Source organism: Streptomyces sp. NPDC045899 (genome assembly GCF_056431485.1).
Map to the genome: position 1 here is coordinate 19,075 of NZ_JBWKKP010000003.1, position 14,049 is coordinate 33,123.

The window sequence follows — 14,049 nt, forward strand, 5'->3', positions numbered from 1 at the left end:
CGCTGGCGACGGGAGGTCACCACGGCATCGCGATTCCGCCATTCGGGCGCAGGATCTGGCCGGTCATGAAGGCCGAGGCGCCGGACGCCAGGTAGAGCACCGCGTGGGCGATGTCCTCGGGCTCGCCGACCCGTCCCAGCGGAGTGCGCCGCGCCATGGGTTCTTCGGCCAGCCGCTGCTCCTCGTCGCTGTTCCGCGCGGTCATGGGGGTGCGGACCCAGCCGGGCGCCACCGCGTTGACGCGGATGCCGTGGCGGCCCACCTCGGCCGCGAGTGTGCGGGTGAGCTGGACCACGGCGGCCTTGGTGACGCCGTAGCAGAGCAGTCCCGGGGCGCCGGTGTCGATCGCGCCCGAGGCCATGGTGACGATGGAGCCGCCCGTGCCCTGGGTGATCATGGCGCGCGCCGCTTCCTGGCAGCCGTACAGCACCCCCTTGAAGTTGACCGCGATGACCCGGTCGAGATCGGCTTCGTCGGTCTCCAGTACCGGGCTGCTGTGCATGATCCCGGCGATGGCGGCCAGGACGTCCAGTCGTCCGTCGTCCCGGACGACGGCCTCGACCACGGCGCGGACCTGGGCCCGGTCGGCGACATCGAGTGCGTGGGCGCGGGCGGTACCGCCGGAGAGGGTGATCCGCTCGGCGGTTCGCCGGGCCCCGGCTTCGTCGAGGTCGGCGCAGTGGACGGCGGCTCCGGCTGCCGCGAGCAGCAGGGCGGTGGCCCGTCCGATACCCCCGGCCGCCCCCGTGACCAGGGCGGTGCGACAACTGAGGTCGTACGCCGGTATGGCGGTCATGGGGTGACGGTACGACTGGATCTGACGAACCGTCAATCAGGGCGGCGGGGGCATCAGCGTGAGCCGGGCGGGGGCGGGCCCTGCGGTCCCGGCTGACAGTGCGGACACCAGAAGGTGATGCGCTCTTCGCCCGCGCGCCCTTGGTCCGCGGCGCGCACCGGCGTACCGCAGCGCAGACAGGGGCGCCCGGGGCGGCCGTACACCCACACCCTGCGATCGGGGCGCGACTGCGCCGTGGTGATGCGGGCCGCGCGGTTCCGGTTGACCTCCAGCAGCCGCTGGGCGACGGTCACCAGGCGCTCGGGGGACGGCACGTCGCCGATCGGCAGCCAGGGCGAGAGCCGCAGCACGAAGCACAGCTCGCACTTGTAGACGTTGCCGATCCCGGCCAGGTTCCGCTGGTCGAGCAGGGCCTCGCCCAGCGGCCGGGACGGGTCGGCGAGCAGTCGGCGCAGCGCCTCCTCCGGATCCCAGTCGGGGCCGAGCAGATCAGGGCCCAGATGACCGACCGCGCGGTCCTCCTCGGTGGTGCGCAGCAGCTCCAGCACCGGGAGCCGGTAGCCGACCGCGGTGCGCTCGGCCGTGGCGAGGACGGCGCGGATCTGGTGGTGCGGACCGCCGCGCCACCGCTCCCCGGCGCCGAACACGTACCAGGCGCCGTCCATCCGCAGATGGGAGTGGAGGGTGAGACCTCCCTCCACCCGGGTCAGCAGATGCTTGCCGCGCGCGACGACCTCCAGGACCCGGCGGCCGGTGAGGTCGGCCGTCGCCAGCCGGGGGACCCGCAGATCGCATCCGGTGAGCGGGGTGCCCGCCAGAGCCCTGTGCAGCCGTTGTGCCGTCTGCCAGACGGTGTCTCCTTCGGGCATGGACAGCCTCTCAGGGGCGCAGCCGCAGACCGCGCGGCGTCGGATGGAACCCGGCGGCCTCCAGGACGCGGCCGACCGCGGACGACAGGGCCGCGCCGCCGTTGATCCGCTCGACGGTCACACTGCCCAGGGCGCCCGCGCGGGCCGATCCGGCCAGTGCCTCGACGGCCGTCCGCAGCCTGCCGTCGTCCTCCGGGGAGTCGGCCTCGGCCGCGCCGGAGGGCCAGGCGAGGAGGGTCTTTCCACCGCGCTCCATGTACAGGGTCAGCGCGCCGTCGACGAGCACCACCAGCGACCCTGCCTTGCGGCCGGGCCGGTGGCCCGCGTCCGCGGGCGGATCGGGCCAGGGCAGCGCGGCACCGTAGGCGTTGGCCGGGTCGGCGGCGGCCAGGACGACGGCGCGTGGGGACGGACCCGGCCGTCCGTCGAACACCGGGCCGGGGGCGGGGCCGGCGGCGCGGTCACGGGCCGTGGAGACCGCGCGGAGTCGGTCCACCGCCCCGTCCATCGCGAACTGGGCGGCGCCCAGCCCCTCGACCACATAGCCGCGGCGTGCCTGGCCGGTCTCCTCGAACGCGGCCAGCACCCGGTACGCGGCGGAGAACCCGCCCTCGACGCCCTCGGCGGCGACCGCGCCGCGGGTGACCACCCCGTGCCGGTCCAGGAGCGTGTGCGCCAGGGCGTGGGCCCGGTGAGTGGGTTCGGCCTCGCGCTCCGGCAGCAGCGACCAGCGCCCGGCGACGGTGGGCGGTCCGCCGCGCGAGGCGGTGGGGCGCCCGGTGCGGCCCGCGAGGCCGCCGTAGCGCCCCCGGGGGACCGTGCGCTTGGCGCGGTGGGCGGTCGAGCCCGCGGTACGGCCCGAGCCCAGCAGGGCGCGGAGCGGGGCCAGGGTGTCACCGGTGAGCCGGCCCGACCAGGCCAGATCCCAGACGGCCTCGGCGAGCTGCGGGTCCTGGAACTCGTGCCCGGCGGCGCGGACCTGTTCGGCGATCTGGCGGAAGAACAGGCCGTACCCCCCGGCCAGGGCGTCCAGTACGGCCTGGTGCAGCGGGCCCGCCTCGAACGGGTGCGGGGTGTGCAGCAACAGCGGGGCGGTCTCCGCCAGATGGAGGGTGACCCAGCCGTCCTTGCCGGGCAGCGCGCCCGCCCCGGCCCAGACCACCTCCCCGGAGGCGGTCAGCTCGTCGAGCATCGTGGGGGTGTAGTCGCCGACTCGGGAGGGCAGCACCAGCTTCTCCAGGGCGGAGGCGGGCACCGGCGCCCCCTGGAGCTGCTCGATCGCGCGCACCAGCCCATCGGGACCGCGCAGGCTGTGGGTCCCCAGGTGCTGCCACTGGGGCAGGAACGCGGCGAGCGCCGCGGGGGGCACCGGCTCCAGCTCATGGCGCAGCGCGGCGAGCGAGCGGCGGCGCAGCCGCCGCAGCACGGCGGCGTCGCACCACTCCTGGCCCACCCCGGCCGGGTGGAACTCGCCCTGGACGATCCGGCCGCTCGCGGCGAGCCGGTGCAGGGCGCCGTCGGTGACGGCCGTACCGAGGCCGAGGCGGGCGGCGGCCGAGGCGGAGGTGAACGGACCGTGCGTGCGGGCGTACCGGGCCAGCAGATCGCCGAGGGGGTCCTTGACCGGTTCGGTGAACGCCTCGGGCACGCCCACCGGGAGCGCGGTGCCCAGGGCGTCGCGCAGCCGCCCGGCGTCCTCGACGGCCGCCCAGTGGTCCTCGCCCGCGATCCGCACCCGGATGGCGCGCCGGGCCGCCGTCAGCTCCTCGGCCCAGCGCGGATCGGCGCCGCGCTCGGCCAGCTCGGCCCCGGTGAGCGGACCGAGCAGCCGCAGCAGATCGGCGACGCTCTCCGCGTCCTTGACCCGGCGGTCCTCGGTGAGCCACTGCAGCTCGCGCTCCAGCTCGGTGAGGACCTCCGCGTCCAGCAGCTCGCGCAGCTCGGCCTGGCCGAGCAGCTCGGCCAGCAGCCGGGAGTCCAGCGAGAGGGCGGCCGCGCGGCGCTCGGCCGGCGGGGAGTCGCCCTCGTAGAGGAACTGGGCGACATAGCCGAAGAGCAGCGAGCGGGCGAAGGGTGACGGCTCGGGGGTGGTGACCTCGACCAGCCGCACCCGGCGGGCTTCGATATCGCCCATCAGCTCCGTGAGGCCGGGGACGTCGAAGACGTCCTGGAGGCATTCGCGGACGGCTTCCAGGACGATCGGGAAGGAGCCGAACTCGCTTGCCACCTGCAGCAGTTGGGCGGCGCGCTGGCGCTGCTGCCACAGCGGGGTGCGCTTGCCGGGGTTGCGCCGCGGCAGCAGCAGGGCGCGGGCGGCGCATTCGCGGAACCGGGAGGCGAACAGGGCCGAGCCGCCGACCTGGTCGGTGACGATGTCACCGATCTCGCCCTTGTCGAAGACGGCGTCGGTGGCTCCCACGGGCGACTGCTCGGTGTCGTACTCGGTGCCCTGCCGTGCCGGATCGGCGTCGAGGAGGTCCAGGCCCATCAGATCGGCGTCGGGCAGCCGGAGCACGATCCCGTCGTCGGCGTGCATCACCTGCGCGTCCATGCCGTACCGCTCGGACAGCCGGGCCCCCAGGGCGAGCGCCCAGGGGGCGTGCACCTGGGCGCCGAAGGGGGAGTGGACCACGACCCGCCAGTCGCCCAGCTCGTCCCGGAACCGCTCCACCACGATGGTCCGGTCATCGGGCACATGGCCGCAGGCACGGCGCTGTTCGTCGAGATAGGCGGTGACGTTGTCGGCGGCCCACGCGTCCAGCCCGGCGGCCAGCAGCCGCGCGCGGGCGGCCTCGGGCGTCAGTGCGCCGATCTCGCGCAGGAACGCGCCCAGCGCGCGGCCCAGTTCGAGCGGGCGGCCGAGCTGATCGCCCTTCCAGAAGGGGAGACGGCCGGGGACGCCGGGGGCCGGGGAGACCAGGACCCGGTCACGGGTGATGTCCTCGATCCGCCAGGAGGTGGTGCCGAGGGTGAACACATCGCCCACCCGCGACTCGTAGACCATCTCCTCGTCCAGCTCGCCGACCCTGCCGCCGCCCTTCTTGGGGTCGGCGCCCGCCAGGAAGACGCCGAAAAGACCGCGGTCGGGGATGGTGCCGCCGGAGGTCACCGCGAGCCGCTGCGCACCCGGCCGCCCGGTGACCGTATTGGCCACGCGGTCCCACACCAGACGGGGGCGCAGCTCCGCGAAGGCGTCGGAGGGGTAGCGCCCGGCCAGCATGTCCAGCACGGAGGTGTACGCCGACTCCGGGAGCGAGGCGAAGGGAGCGGCCCGGCGGACGAGGGCGAGCAATTCGTCCACGTCCCAGCCGTCCATGGAGGTGATGGCGACGAGCTGCTGGGCGAGTACGTCCAGCGGGTTGGCGGGCACCCGCAGCGCCTCGATGGCCCCCTCCCGCATCCGCTCGGTGACCACCGCCGACTGGACCAGATCGCCGCGGTACTTGGGGAAGACCACTCCGGTGGAGACCGCGCCCACCTGGTGACCGGCCCGGCCCACCCGCTGGAGTCCGGAGGCCACCGAGGGCGGGGACTCGACCTGGACGACCAGGTCCACCGCGCCCATGTCGATGCCCAGCTCCAGGCTGGAGGTGGCGACCACGGCGGGCAGCCGCCCGGCCTTGAGGTCCTCCTCGACCAGTGCCCGCTGCTCCTTGGAGACGGAGCCGTGGTGCGCACGGGCCAGCAGCGGGGGCGCGCCCGCTGCCGCCCCGGACCCGCCCATCAGCTCGGCGGGGGAGTGGTCCTCGGGCGCCGCCTCGCCGGTGGCGCGTTCATAGGCGATCTCGTTGAGCCGGTTGCACAGCCGCTCGGCCAGCCGCCGGGAGTTGGCGAAGACGATCGTGGAGCGGTGGGCCTGGACGAGATCGGCGATCCGCTCCTCCACATGCGGCCAGATGGAGGGGCGCTCACCGGTCTCCCCGTCCTGCACGGGGGAGCCGCCCAACTCGCCCAGGTCCTCGACCGGGACGACCACCGACAGGTCGAACTCCTTGCCCGAGGGCGGCTGGACGATCTCGACGGCGCGGCGCGGGGACAGGAAGCGCGCCACCTCGTCCACCGGGCGCACGGTGGCCGACAGCCCGATGCGGCGGGCGGGGCGGTCCAGCAGCTCGTCGAGCCGCTCCAGGGTGAGGGCGAGATGGGCGCCGCGCTTGGTGCCCGCGACGGCGTGCACCTCGTCCAGGATGACGGTCTCCACACCGCGCAGCGCGTCCCGGGTGGCGGAGGTGAGCATCAGGAACAGCGACTCGGGCGTGGTGATCAGGATGTCCGGCGGGCGGCCGGCCAGGGCCCGGCGCTCGGCGGCCGGGGTGTCACCGGAGCGGATGCCCACCCTGATCTCAGGCTCGGGGAGGCCCAGCCGCACGGACTCCTGGCGGATACCGGTGAGCGGACTGCGGAGGTTGCGCTCGACGTCGACCGCGAGGGCCTTCAGCGGGGAGACGTAGAGCACCCGGCAGCGCTTCTTGGCCTCGGCGGGCGGGGGCTCACCGGCCAGCCGGTCCAGGGAGGCCAGGAACGCGGCCAGCGTCTTGCCGGAACCGGTGGGCGCGACGACCAGCACGTCCGACCCCGCGCCGATGGCCCGCCAGGCCCCCTCCTGCGCGGCCGTGGGCGCGGTGAAGGCACCCGTGAACCACTCGCGGGTGGCCGGGGAGAATCCGTCGAGCGCCGAGCCTGCCATGTCCCCCATCGTGCACCGGGCCACTGACAGCCGAGCGGATCCGCTGGTCAGCGGTGGCCGGGCGGGCCGCACAATGGAGGGCATGGGCACCGGTGAGAGCGCGCGGCACTGGCGGTATCCCCCGCTGCCGGGGGTGGACCTGCTCCGTGCCCGCTACATCCACAAGACCTTCGTCCAGCACACCCACGAGACGTTCGTGATCGCGGCGATCACCGAGGGCGTCGAGGAGTTCCACCACCGCGGCACGGTGGAGCGGACCGGGCCCGGCGGGCTCGCGCTCATCAATCCCGATACCCCGCACACCGGACGGGCCGGGGTGCCGGAGGGGTGGAGCTACAGCGTGCTGTACCCGGAGGCGGACGTGGTCGCCGCCATCGCCACCGAGATCACCTCCCTCCGCGGCGCGGCCGGGTTCGGGGCCGCCGTGGTCGACGATCCGCGGACCGCCCGGCTGATCACCGAGGTGCACCGGGCCGCCGAGGAGGGCAACGCGCTGGCCGCAGACAGTCTGCTGCGCGTCGCCGTCGCCCGTCTGCTGCGTGACCATGGCGGTCCGCTCCCGGCGCGCGCGACGCCCACCGCGGGCGCGCGGATCGCGGTGCGCGCGCGTGCGCTCCTGGAGGAGCGGATGGCCGATCCGCCGTCCCTGGAGCGGCTGGCCGCCGAGCTGGGCACCGGGCCGTTCGCCCTGCTGCGCGCCTTCCGGGCCGCCTACGGGATGCCGCCGCACACCTGGCTGACCGACGCCCGGGTACGGCGGGCCCGCCGACTGCTGGACGACGGGGTCGCACCGGCGGAGGCGGCCGTCACCGTCGGGTTCACCGATCAGCCCCATCTGCACCGGCACTTCACCCGCATCGTGGGGGTGCCGCCGGGTGCCTACCGCCGCGAGCGCGCAAGAACGTACAAGAACGGTCCCGACGCGCTCGCCTAGCGTGCGGGATGTGCCAGAACAGCGAGAGCAGACGGAACACTCAGAGCGAATAGAACGAACTCATCCGACAGAACGGGAAGAGCGGGCGGAGCAGGCGGACCTACGGGCCGAGTCCGCGGCACCCCCGGCGGACTCCGCCGTGGTCCGCGACGCCCTGGGCGTCGGCGTGGCCGTCGGACTCTCCGGGTTCGCCTTCGGCGTGACCTCGGCGGGCGCCGGGCTGAGCCTGCTGCAGAGCTGTGCGCTGAGCCTGCTGGTGTTCACCGGTGCCTCGCAGTTCGCCCTGGTCGGGGCGCTCGCCGCGGGCGGCAACCCGTTCACGGCCGCCGCCGGTGCGTTCTTCCTCGGAACGCGCAACGCTTTCTACGGACTGCGGCTGTCCGGACTGCTCGGCTTCTCCCGCGCGGTGCGCCCCCTGGCCGCCCACTGGGTCATCGACGAGACCTCCGCCGTCGCGCTCGCCCAGCCCGACCGGCGCACCGCACGTCTGGGGTTCACCATCACCGGGCTGACCCTGTACGTGCTGTGGAACCTCTCCACCCTGATCGGCGCCCTGGGGGCGTCCGCGCTCGGTGACACCGCCGGCTGGGGGCTGGACGCCGCCGGACCCGCCGTCTTCCTCGCCCTGCTGGCCCCGATGCTCCGCTCCTCCCTGGAGCGTGCCGTGGCCGGACTCGGCGTGCTGCTCGTCCTCGTCTGCCAGCCGGTGCTGCCCGCCGGGGTGCCGGTGCTCGCGGCCGCGCTCGCCGCCCCCGTCGTCCTCGCCGTGCACGGGCGCACCGCGCGCGGCAAGGACGGCCGGGAGGACTCCCAGGAGGCGGTGCGCGGATGAACACCTGGATCGCCATCGGCGCCACCGCGGCCGGCTGCTACCTGTTCAAACTGCTGGGCCTCTCGGTGCCCGCCGGGGCCCTGGAGCGCCCGGTCGTCCGACGGCTGGCGGCGCTGCTCCCGGTGGCCCTGCTGGCCGCCCTGACCGCCCAGCAGACCTTCACCGACGGACAGCACCTGGTGCTGGACGCGCGGGCGGCCGGGCTCGGCGCGGCCGCGCTCGCTCTGATCCTGCGCGCCCCCTTCCTGGTGGTGGTCGCCGTGGCGGTCATCGTCACCGCCGCCGTCCGCACCCTGTGAACGCGTGTGCGGGCGGTCTCATACCGCCCGCCCATAGGCGCGCAGGGTGAGCAGCGCCTCCAGGGTCGCCACCGCCCGCGTCTCCAGGGCCGCCCCCGGTGCCCACGCGCGTCGGCGGGCGGGCCAGCCGCCGTCCTCCCGCTGAGCTTCCGTGAGGGCGTCCAGCGACCGCTCCACCTCCGCGTCGGTGAACCACCGGCGGGCCAGCGAACCGGGCTCCGGGGCGATGTCGCGCACCAGCGCCGGTGTCCCGCTGCCGCCCTGGCCGGGTACCGCCGCCTCCTCGGCGCGCCCGGGATCCAGTGCCACCAGCCCCCGCTCCCGCACCCGGCGGCCCAGCCGGTCCGCCGCCTCCTGGGCGCGCCCGCGGTCCGGTACCCCGTCCAGGAAGGCGACGGCCGCCGTGATCTCGTAGGGGTGCGCGGACGCGCCCTCGGCCAGCGCCGTGACCGCCGCCCAGCAGAAGTCGGTGGCCCGGAAGAGCCAGGCGTGCCACACCTCGTTGCGGTGCAGCAGCCCCACCACCGGACCGGTGGTGAGCAGTCCGCTCGGCGGATCGTCCGTCAGCGGGATCCAGGGGGCGGCCGGGTAGCCGCGCAGCGAGGGGTGGCTCACCGGCAGCGCGCCGTCCGGGGTGGACACGGCCGTCAGATAGCGGCACAGGCGCTCGATCCGCTGCCCGCCGCAGCGCCCGATCCCGTCGAGCACCCGCAGCGCGTGCACGGCGTGCAGCGGCTGGCTCACCGGTCCGCGCAGATCCGGCTCCAGCCCGTGGCCGTAACCGCCGTCCGGCGCGAGGTAGGCGGTGAGCGCTGTCTCGACCGCATCCGCGCCCCCGTCCAGGAAGTGATACGCGAAGCGGCGCTGCTCCAGCACCCGGGCGGTCAGCCACACGAACCGCTCGGCCCGCGAGAGAGCGGAGGAGGGGGAGGGCGGCGACGAGGAGAGGCTCATGGATCGATCCATGGTCAGACCGTAGGGCGCGGGGCACCCCCGGCAGGGGGCTCACGCCCCGGTGCACCCCGGGAGCGCGATACTGGGCGCATGCGGTTGACGGTCTTCTGGCAGCGGATGGCGGACTACTTCGGTGAGTCCTACGCCGACTCCTTCGCGCGCGATCATGTGATGTCCGAGCTCGGCGGGCGGACCGTGCACCAGGCCCTGGACGCGGGCTGGAGCGCCAAGGAGGTGTGGCGCGGGGTGTGCACCGCGGTGGACGTCCCCCAGGACAAGCGCTGACCTGGGCCGCCGCCCGGGTACCCGCCCGCGCGGCGGCCCCGGCCGGGCCGGGGAAGCTCCGGCTCCGGCCAATAAGGGGGTGGCCGGATTTTTTCGGCGGATGTACGCCACACTTGCCCAGTGGCCCCGACCGAAGAGACCCTCCCGCCCAGTGCTGACGGCACCCCAGCCGCCGCTCCGGCTGCCGTGAATCCCGAGAAGCCGTCCGCGGCGGAGTCCGCGCGCATGCCGCGCTGGCTGCCGCGCGCGATGGTGCTGGCACTCGCGCTGGTGGGCTGTTACCGGCTCGCCAGCTGGGCCTTCGACCAGCTGACCGGGCTGCTGCTGAACATCCTGATCGCCTTCTTCCTGGCGCTGGCGATAGAGCCCGCCGTCGACCGGATGTCCGCGCGGGGCATGCGCCGCGGGCTGGCCACCGGAATCGTCTTCCTCGGCATCCTGATCTCCGTGGCGGGCTTCTTCACCCTGCTCGGCTCGATGCTCGCCGACCAGATCGTGACCATGGTCGAGGAGTTCCCGGCGTACCTGGACAAGGTCGTCAGCTGGGTCAACGACACCTTCCACACCGATCTGTCACGGCTGGAGGTCCAGGACAGCCTGCTCCACTCGGACTGGCTCCAGAACTATGTGAAGAACAGCGCCAACAACGTGCTGGACGTCTCGGCGCAGGTGCTCGGCGGGCTGTTCAAGGTTCTCACGGTGACCCTGTTCGCCTTCTACTTCGCCGCCGACGGCCCGCGGCTGCGCCGCGCCCTGTGCTCGGTGCTGCCCCCGGCCCGCCAGACCGAGGTGCTGCGCGCCTGGGAGATCGCGGTCGCCAAGACCGGCGGCTACATCTACTCGCGCGGGCTGATGGCGCTGATCTCCGGTATCGCCCACTACGTTCTGCTGGAGACCCTGTCGGTGCCCTACGCCCCGGCCCTCGCGGTGTGGGTCGGTCTGATCTCCCAGTTCATCCCGACCATCGGCACCTACCTGGCCGGGGCCCTGCCGATGCTCATCGCGTTCACCGTCAATCCCTGGTTCGCGGTCTGGGTGCTGGGCTTCGTCGTGATCTACCAGCAGTTCGAGAACTACCTGCTCCAGCCGCGGATCACCGCGAAGACGGTCGACATCCACCCGGCGGTGTCCTTCGGATCGGTGATAGCGGGCACCGCGCTGCTGGGCGCGGTGGGCGCGCTGATCGCGATTCCGGCGACCGCGACGCTCCAGGCGTTCCTCGGCGCGTACATCAAGCGCTACGACGTGACCGACGATCCGCGGGTGCACGGACGCACGCGACGGCGCGGCGCCTCGGCGCTGGCGCGGGTACGCCACGCACTGTCGCGGCGTGGTTGACACGAAAATCGAACATCCATTCTCATGGAGTCCCGGCCCGGTTATCCACAGGCCGAGGACGTCCGGGCCGCTTGTCAGTGGCAGGCGCTAGCGTCATGGACGTGAAGCGATCGACTCAAGCAAACCGGGTGGAGCCCATGGCTGGAAACGACCGCGAGAAGGCGCTCGACGCCGCTCTCGCACAGATTGAACGGCAGTTCGGCAAGGGCGCCGTGATGCGCATGGGCGACCGGCCGAACGACCCCATCGAGGTCATCCCCACCGGGTCGACCGCTCTCGATGTCGCCCTCGGCGTGGGCGGACTGCCGCGCGGTCGCGTGGTGGAGGTCTACGGCCCGGAATCCTCCGGTAAGACGACCCTGACGCTGCACGCGGTGGCCAACGCCCAGCGGGCGGGCGGCACGGTCGCCTTCGTGGACGCGGAGCACGCCCTCGACCCCGACTACGCGCAGAAGCTGGGCGTGGACACCGATTCGCTGATCCTCTCCCAGCCGGACAACGGCGAGCAGGCGCTCGAGATCGTGGACATGCTGGTCCGCTCCGGCGCCCTCGACCTGATCGTCATCGACTCCGTCGCCGCGCTGGTGCCGCGCGCGGAGATCGAGGGTGAGATGGGCGACTCCCACGTCGGCCTCCAGGCCCGGCTCATGAGCCAGGCGCTCCGCAAGATCACCAGTGCGCTCAACCAGTCCAAGACCACCGCGATCTTCATCAACCAGCTGCGGGAGAAGATCGGTGTCATGTTCGGCTCCCCGGAGACGACGACCGGTGGCCGGGCCCTGAAGTTCTACGCCTCGGTCCGTATCGACATCCGCCGGATCGAGACCCTCAAGGACGGCACGGACGCGGTCGGCAACCGCACCCGCTGCAAGGTCGTGAAGAACAAGGTCGCGCCCCCCTTCAAGCAGGCCGAGTTCGACATCCTCTACGGCCAGGGCATCAGCCGTGAGGGCGGTCTGATCGACATGGGCGTCGAGCACGGTTTCATCCGCAAGTCCGGCGCCTGGTACACCTACGAGGGCGACCAGCTGGGGCAGGGCAAGGAGAACGCCCGTAACTTCCTCAAGGACAACCCCGACCTGGCCAACGAGGTCGAGAAGAAGATCAAGGAGAAGCTCGGCATCGGTGTGAAGCCCGAGGCCGCGGCCGAGCCCGGTGTTGCGGACGCCGCGGGCGGCGCGGAGCCGGTCGTCGCACCGGTGAAGGCCGCGCCCGTGCCGGCGGCCAAGTCCGGGGCCAAGGCGGCCAAGACCGCCGCGGCCAAGAGCTGATCCATGACCCGGCGGACCGCATGGCCGCAGGATCCGGGCGGTCCGGAGCGACCGGCCCGCCCGGACGGCGGCGCCCCCTCCCCGTCGAAAGCCGGGCAGGGGCCGCCACCCAGTCCCGAGGAGCAGGCGCGGGCGATCTGTCTGCGTCTGCTCACCGGGACCGCGCGCACCCGTCAGCAGCTCGCTGACGCGCTGCGGACACGGGGCATCCCGGACGAGGCGGCCGAGGAAGTGCTGTCCCGGTTCGAGGACGTCGGGCTGATCGACGATGCCGCGTTCGCCGCGGCCTGGGTGGAGTCCCGGCACCACAGCCGGGGGCTGGCCCGCCGTGCGCTCGCCCGCGAGCTGCGCACCAAGGGCGTTGACTCCACCCTGATCGACGATGCGATGGGGCAGCTCGACGCCGACCAGGAGGAGCGCACCGCCCGCGAGCTGGTCGAGCGCAAGCTGCGGGCGACCCGTGGCCTGGACCGCGAGAAGCGGCTCCGTCGGCTCGCCGGAATGCTGGCGCGCAAGGGCTATGCGGAGGGGCTGGCACTGCGTGTGGTGCGCCGAGCCCTGGAGGAAGAGGGGGAGGACCCGGAGCTGCTGGAGGGCTACATCCCGGACAACTGACGGCCCGGATCCCCGGACCGTGAGGGCACCTTGGCCGGTGGAGTCCGTGCGGGTCACATACATCCGGGGCCGCGTCACCCCATGCCAGGCAGCCCCGGAACGCGCAGCGCCGGAACGTCATGCCCGTGCGGGGTTCAGGAGGGCGCGGGGGGCTCCACGGGGAGTCCGGCCGCGCGCCACGCCTGGAAGCCGCCGATCAGATCGGTCGCCCGGTCCAGCCCCAGCTGCCGTAGGGAGACGGCCGCGAAACTGGAGGCGTAGCCCTCGTTGCACACCACCACGACCGGCAGATCGTGATGGACGGCCTCCGGCAACCGGTGGTCGCACTGCGGGTCGAGCCGCCACTCCAGCTCGTTCCGCTCGACGATCAGCGCGCCCGGAATGGTCCCGTCGCGGTCCCGCAGGGCCGCGTACCGGATGTCCACCAGCAGTCCGCCCGCGGCCTGGACGGCCGCCGCCTCGACGGGGCCGAGCCGGTCGAGCTCGGCGCGGGCCTCGTCCAGCAGTTCGTCGACGCTGCGCCGCGTCCCTCGGGTCCGTGGTGTGGTGCTCATCGTCCCTATCCCCACTCTTCCGGCTGCTCGACCTGTTCCAGCCGCAGTGTGTGCCCGGTGCGGCTGTAGCGTCGCATCAGCGGCAGCGGCGGGTAGTAGGCGTGCACCGAGACCGCGTGACGGGTCGTGGACAGGTTGAGCACCTCATGGACGTGGTGCGGGCCGAAGGCCCGGCCCTCTCCGGCGGGCAGCCGCCGCTCCCGGTCCACGTCATCGGCGAGTTCGAGGGTCTTCCAGCCCTCGGTGGGCAGCCGTGCCGCGAGGGACTGCTCGGTCAGCTCACCCGCGGCCGCGATGAACGCGCCGTGCGAGCCGCCGTGGTCATGCCACCCGGTGCCGGTACCAGGGGGCCAGCCGATCAGCCATGCCTCACTGCCGCCCGGCCCCTCGATCCGCAGCCAGGTGCGGCCCTCCGGGTCCAGGGGGAGCGAGGCGACCAGCGCGGCGTCGGCGGCCGTGCGGCGGACGAAGGCGAGGAGATCGCCCTCGGTGGGTGGGGACGCCGGACCGGGCTCGGCGGCCGGGCGCGCGGGAACGACGGCCGGGGCGGCGGGAGCCGGAGCAGGCGAGGGAATGCGTACGTCGGGCACAGGGACCGTCCTGAGTGATCGCGAA

The 14,049-nt window shown here is 73.6% G+C and carries 13 protein-coding genes; 7 read left to right on the forward strand and 6 right to left on the reverse strand.

Going from position 1 to position 14,049, the window contains the following annotated elements; translation table 11 throughout:
- Positions 1-16 precede the first annotated feature (16 nt).
- From AC07FT_RS04835 to AC07FT_RS04845, 3 genes are read right to left on the reverse strand one after another with little or no spacing between them, the layout of a single operon-like run.
- Positions 17-796, reverse strand: coding sequence for an SDR family NAD(P)-dependent oxidoreductase (locus AC07FT_RS04835; protein ID WP_479173996.1), 780 nt, complete (start codon positions 794-796; stop codon positions 17-19).
- Between the two features lie 53 nt (positions 797-849).
- The gene (locus AC07FT_RS04840; protein WP_479173998.1) at positions 850-1,665 is read right to left on the reverse strand and encodes an Fpg/Nei family DNA glycosylase; all 816 of its coding nucleotides are present in this window, start codon (positions 1,663-1,665) and stop codon (positions 850-852) included.
- A gap of 10 nt (positions 1,666-1,675) precedes the next feature.
- Positions 1,676-6,352, reverse strand: coding sequence for an ATP-dependent helicase (locus tag AC07FT_RS04845; protein WP_479174000.1), 4,677 nt, complete (start codon positions 6,350-6,352; stop codon positions 1,676-1,678).
- Positions 6,353-6,434: 82 nt separating this feature from the next.
- Between AC07FT_RS04845 and AC07FT_RS04850 the strand changes: the two genes are divergently transcribed.
- From AC07FT_RS04850 to AC07FT_RS04860, 3 genes are all read left to right on the forward strand, one after another.
- On the forward strand, positions 6,435-7,286 hold the full coding sequence (locus AC07FT_RS04850; RefSeq protein ID WP_479174002.1) for an AraC family transcriptional regulator: 852 nt from the start codon (positions 6,435-6,437) through the stop codon (positions 7,284-7,286).
- Between the two features lie 139 nt (positions 7,287-7,425).
- Positions 7,426-8,118, forward strand: coding sequence for an AzlC family ABC transporter permease (locus AC07FT_RS04855; protein ID WP_479174004.1), 693 nt, complete (start codon positions 7,426-7,428; stop codon positions 8,116-8,118).
- Positions 8,115-8,417, forward strand: coding sequence for an AzlD domain-containing protein (locus tag AC07FT_RS04860; RefSeq protein WP_479174006.1), 303 nt, complete (start codon positions 8,115-8,117; stop codon positions 8,415-8,417). The genes AC07FT_RS04855 and AC07FT_RS04860 overlap by 4 nt, the downstream gene beginning before the upstream one ends.
- A gap of 18 nt (positions 8,418-8,435) precedes the next feature.
- Here the strand turns inward: AC07FT_RS04860 and AC07FT_RS04865 are convergent, their stop codons facing one another.
- Positions 8,436-9,383 (reverse strand): hypothetical protein, encoded by a 948-nt coding sequence (locus AC07FT_RS04865; protein WP_479174007.1) that lies wholly within the window; start codon positions 9,381-9,383, stop codon positions 8,436-8,438.
- Between the two features lie 78 nt (positions 9,384-9,461).
- On the opposite strand from AC07FT_RS04865, the gene AC07FT_RS04870 reads away from it, so the two are divergent.
- From AC07FT_RS04870 to recX, 4 genes are all read left to right on the forward strand, one after another.
- Positions 9,462-9,656, forward strand: a complete 195-nt coding sequence (locus AC07FT_RS04870; RefSeq protein WP_471192691.1) for a DUF3046 domain-containing protein — start codon at positions 9,462-9,464, stop codon at positions 9,654-9,656.
- 120 nt (positions 9,657-9,776) lie between these two features.
- A complete protein-coding gene (locus AC07FT_RS04875; RefSeq protein ID WP_479174009.1) occupies positions 9,777-10,994 on the forward strand; it encodes an AI-2E family transporter in 1,218 nt (405 codons plus the stop codon).
- A gap of 137 nt (positions 10,995-11,131) precedes the next feature.
- The gene (gene recA, locus AC07FT_RS04880) at positions 11,132-12,265 is read left to right on the forward strand and encodes a recombinase RecA (RefSeq protein ID WP_479174011.1); all 1,134 of its coding nucleotides are present in this window, start codon (positions 11,132-11,134) and stop codon (positions 12,263-12,265) included.
- A 3-nt stretch (positions 12,266-12,268) separates the two neighbouring features.
- Positions 12,269-12,880 (forward strand): recombination regulator RecX, encoded by a 612-nt coding sequence (gene recX, locus AC07FT_RS04885; RefSeq protein ID WP_479174013.1) that lies wholly within the window; start codon positions 12,269-12,271, stop codon positions 12,878-12,880.
- A 134-nt stretch (positions 12,881-13,014) separates the two neighbouring features.
- Here recX and AC07FT_RS04890 read toward each other — a convergent pair whose 3' ends face one another.
- Both AC07FT_RS04890 and AC07FT_RS04895 read right to left on the reverse strand, forming a co-directional pair.
- The gene (locus AC07FT_RS04890; RefSeq protein WP_479174015.1) at positions 13,015-13,434 is read right to left on the reverse strand and encodes a rhodanese-like domain-containing protein; all 420 of its coding nucleotides are present in this window, start codon (positions 13,432-13,434) and stop codon (positions 13,015-13,017) included.
- A gap of 5 nt (positions 13,435-13,439) precedes the next feature.
- Entirely contained in the window at positions 13,440-14,024 is a 585-nt protein-coding gene (locus AC07FT_RS04895) for a cupin domain-containing protein (protein ID WP_471192701.1), read from the reverse strand.
- Between the last annotated feature and the right edge of the window lie 25 nt (positions 14,025-14,049).

What these genes read in the sequence shown, in the direction of transcription:
- AC07FT_RS04835 (WP_479173996.1), bottom strand. Translation starts at nt 796, where the DNA reads ATGACCGCCATACCGGCGTACGACCTCAGTTGTCGCACCGCCCTGGTC.
- AC07FT_RS04840 (WP_479173998.1), bottom strand. Translation starts at nt 1,665, where the DNA reads ATGCCCGAAGGAGACACCGTCTGGCAGACGGCACAACGGCTGCACAGG.
- AC07FT_RS04845 (WP_479174000.1), bottom strand. Translation starts at nt 6,352, where the DNA reads ATGGCAGGCTCGGCGCTCGACGGATTCTCCCCGGCCACCCGCGAGTGG.
- AC07FT_RS04850 (WP_479174002.1), top strand. Translation starts at nt 6,435, where the DNA reads ATGGGCACCGGTGAGAGCGCGCGGCACTGGCGGTATCCCCCGCTGCCG.
- AC07FT_RS04860 (WP_479174006.1), top strand. Translation starts at nt 8,115, where the DNA reads ATGAACACCTGGATCGCCATCGGCGCCACCGCGGCCGGCTGCTACCTG.
- AC07FT_RS04865 (WP_479174007.1), bottom strand. Translation starts at nt 9,383, where the DNA reads ATGGATCGATCCATGAGCCTCTCCTCGTCGCCGCCCTCCCCCTCCTCC.
- AC07FT_RS04870 (WP_471192691.1), top strand. Translation starts at nt 9,462, where the DNA reads ATGCGGTTGACGGTCTTCTGGCAGCGGATGGCGGACTACTTCGGTGAG.
- recA (WP_479174011.1), top strand. Translation starts at nt 11,132, where the DNA reads ATGGCTGGAAACGACCGCGAGAAGGCGCTCGACGCCGCTCTCGCACAG.
- recX (WP_479174013.1), top strand. Translation starts at nt 12,269, where the DNA reads ATGACCCGGCGGACCGCATGGCCGCAGGATCCGGGCGGTCCGGAGCGA.
- AC07FT_RS04890 (WP_479174015.1), bottom strand. Translation starts at nt 13,434, where the DNA reads ATGAGCACCACACCACGGACCCGAGGGACGCGGCGCAGCGTCGACGAA.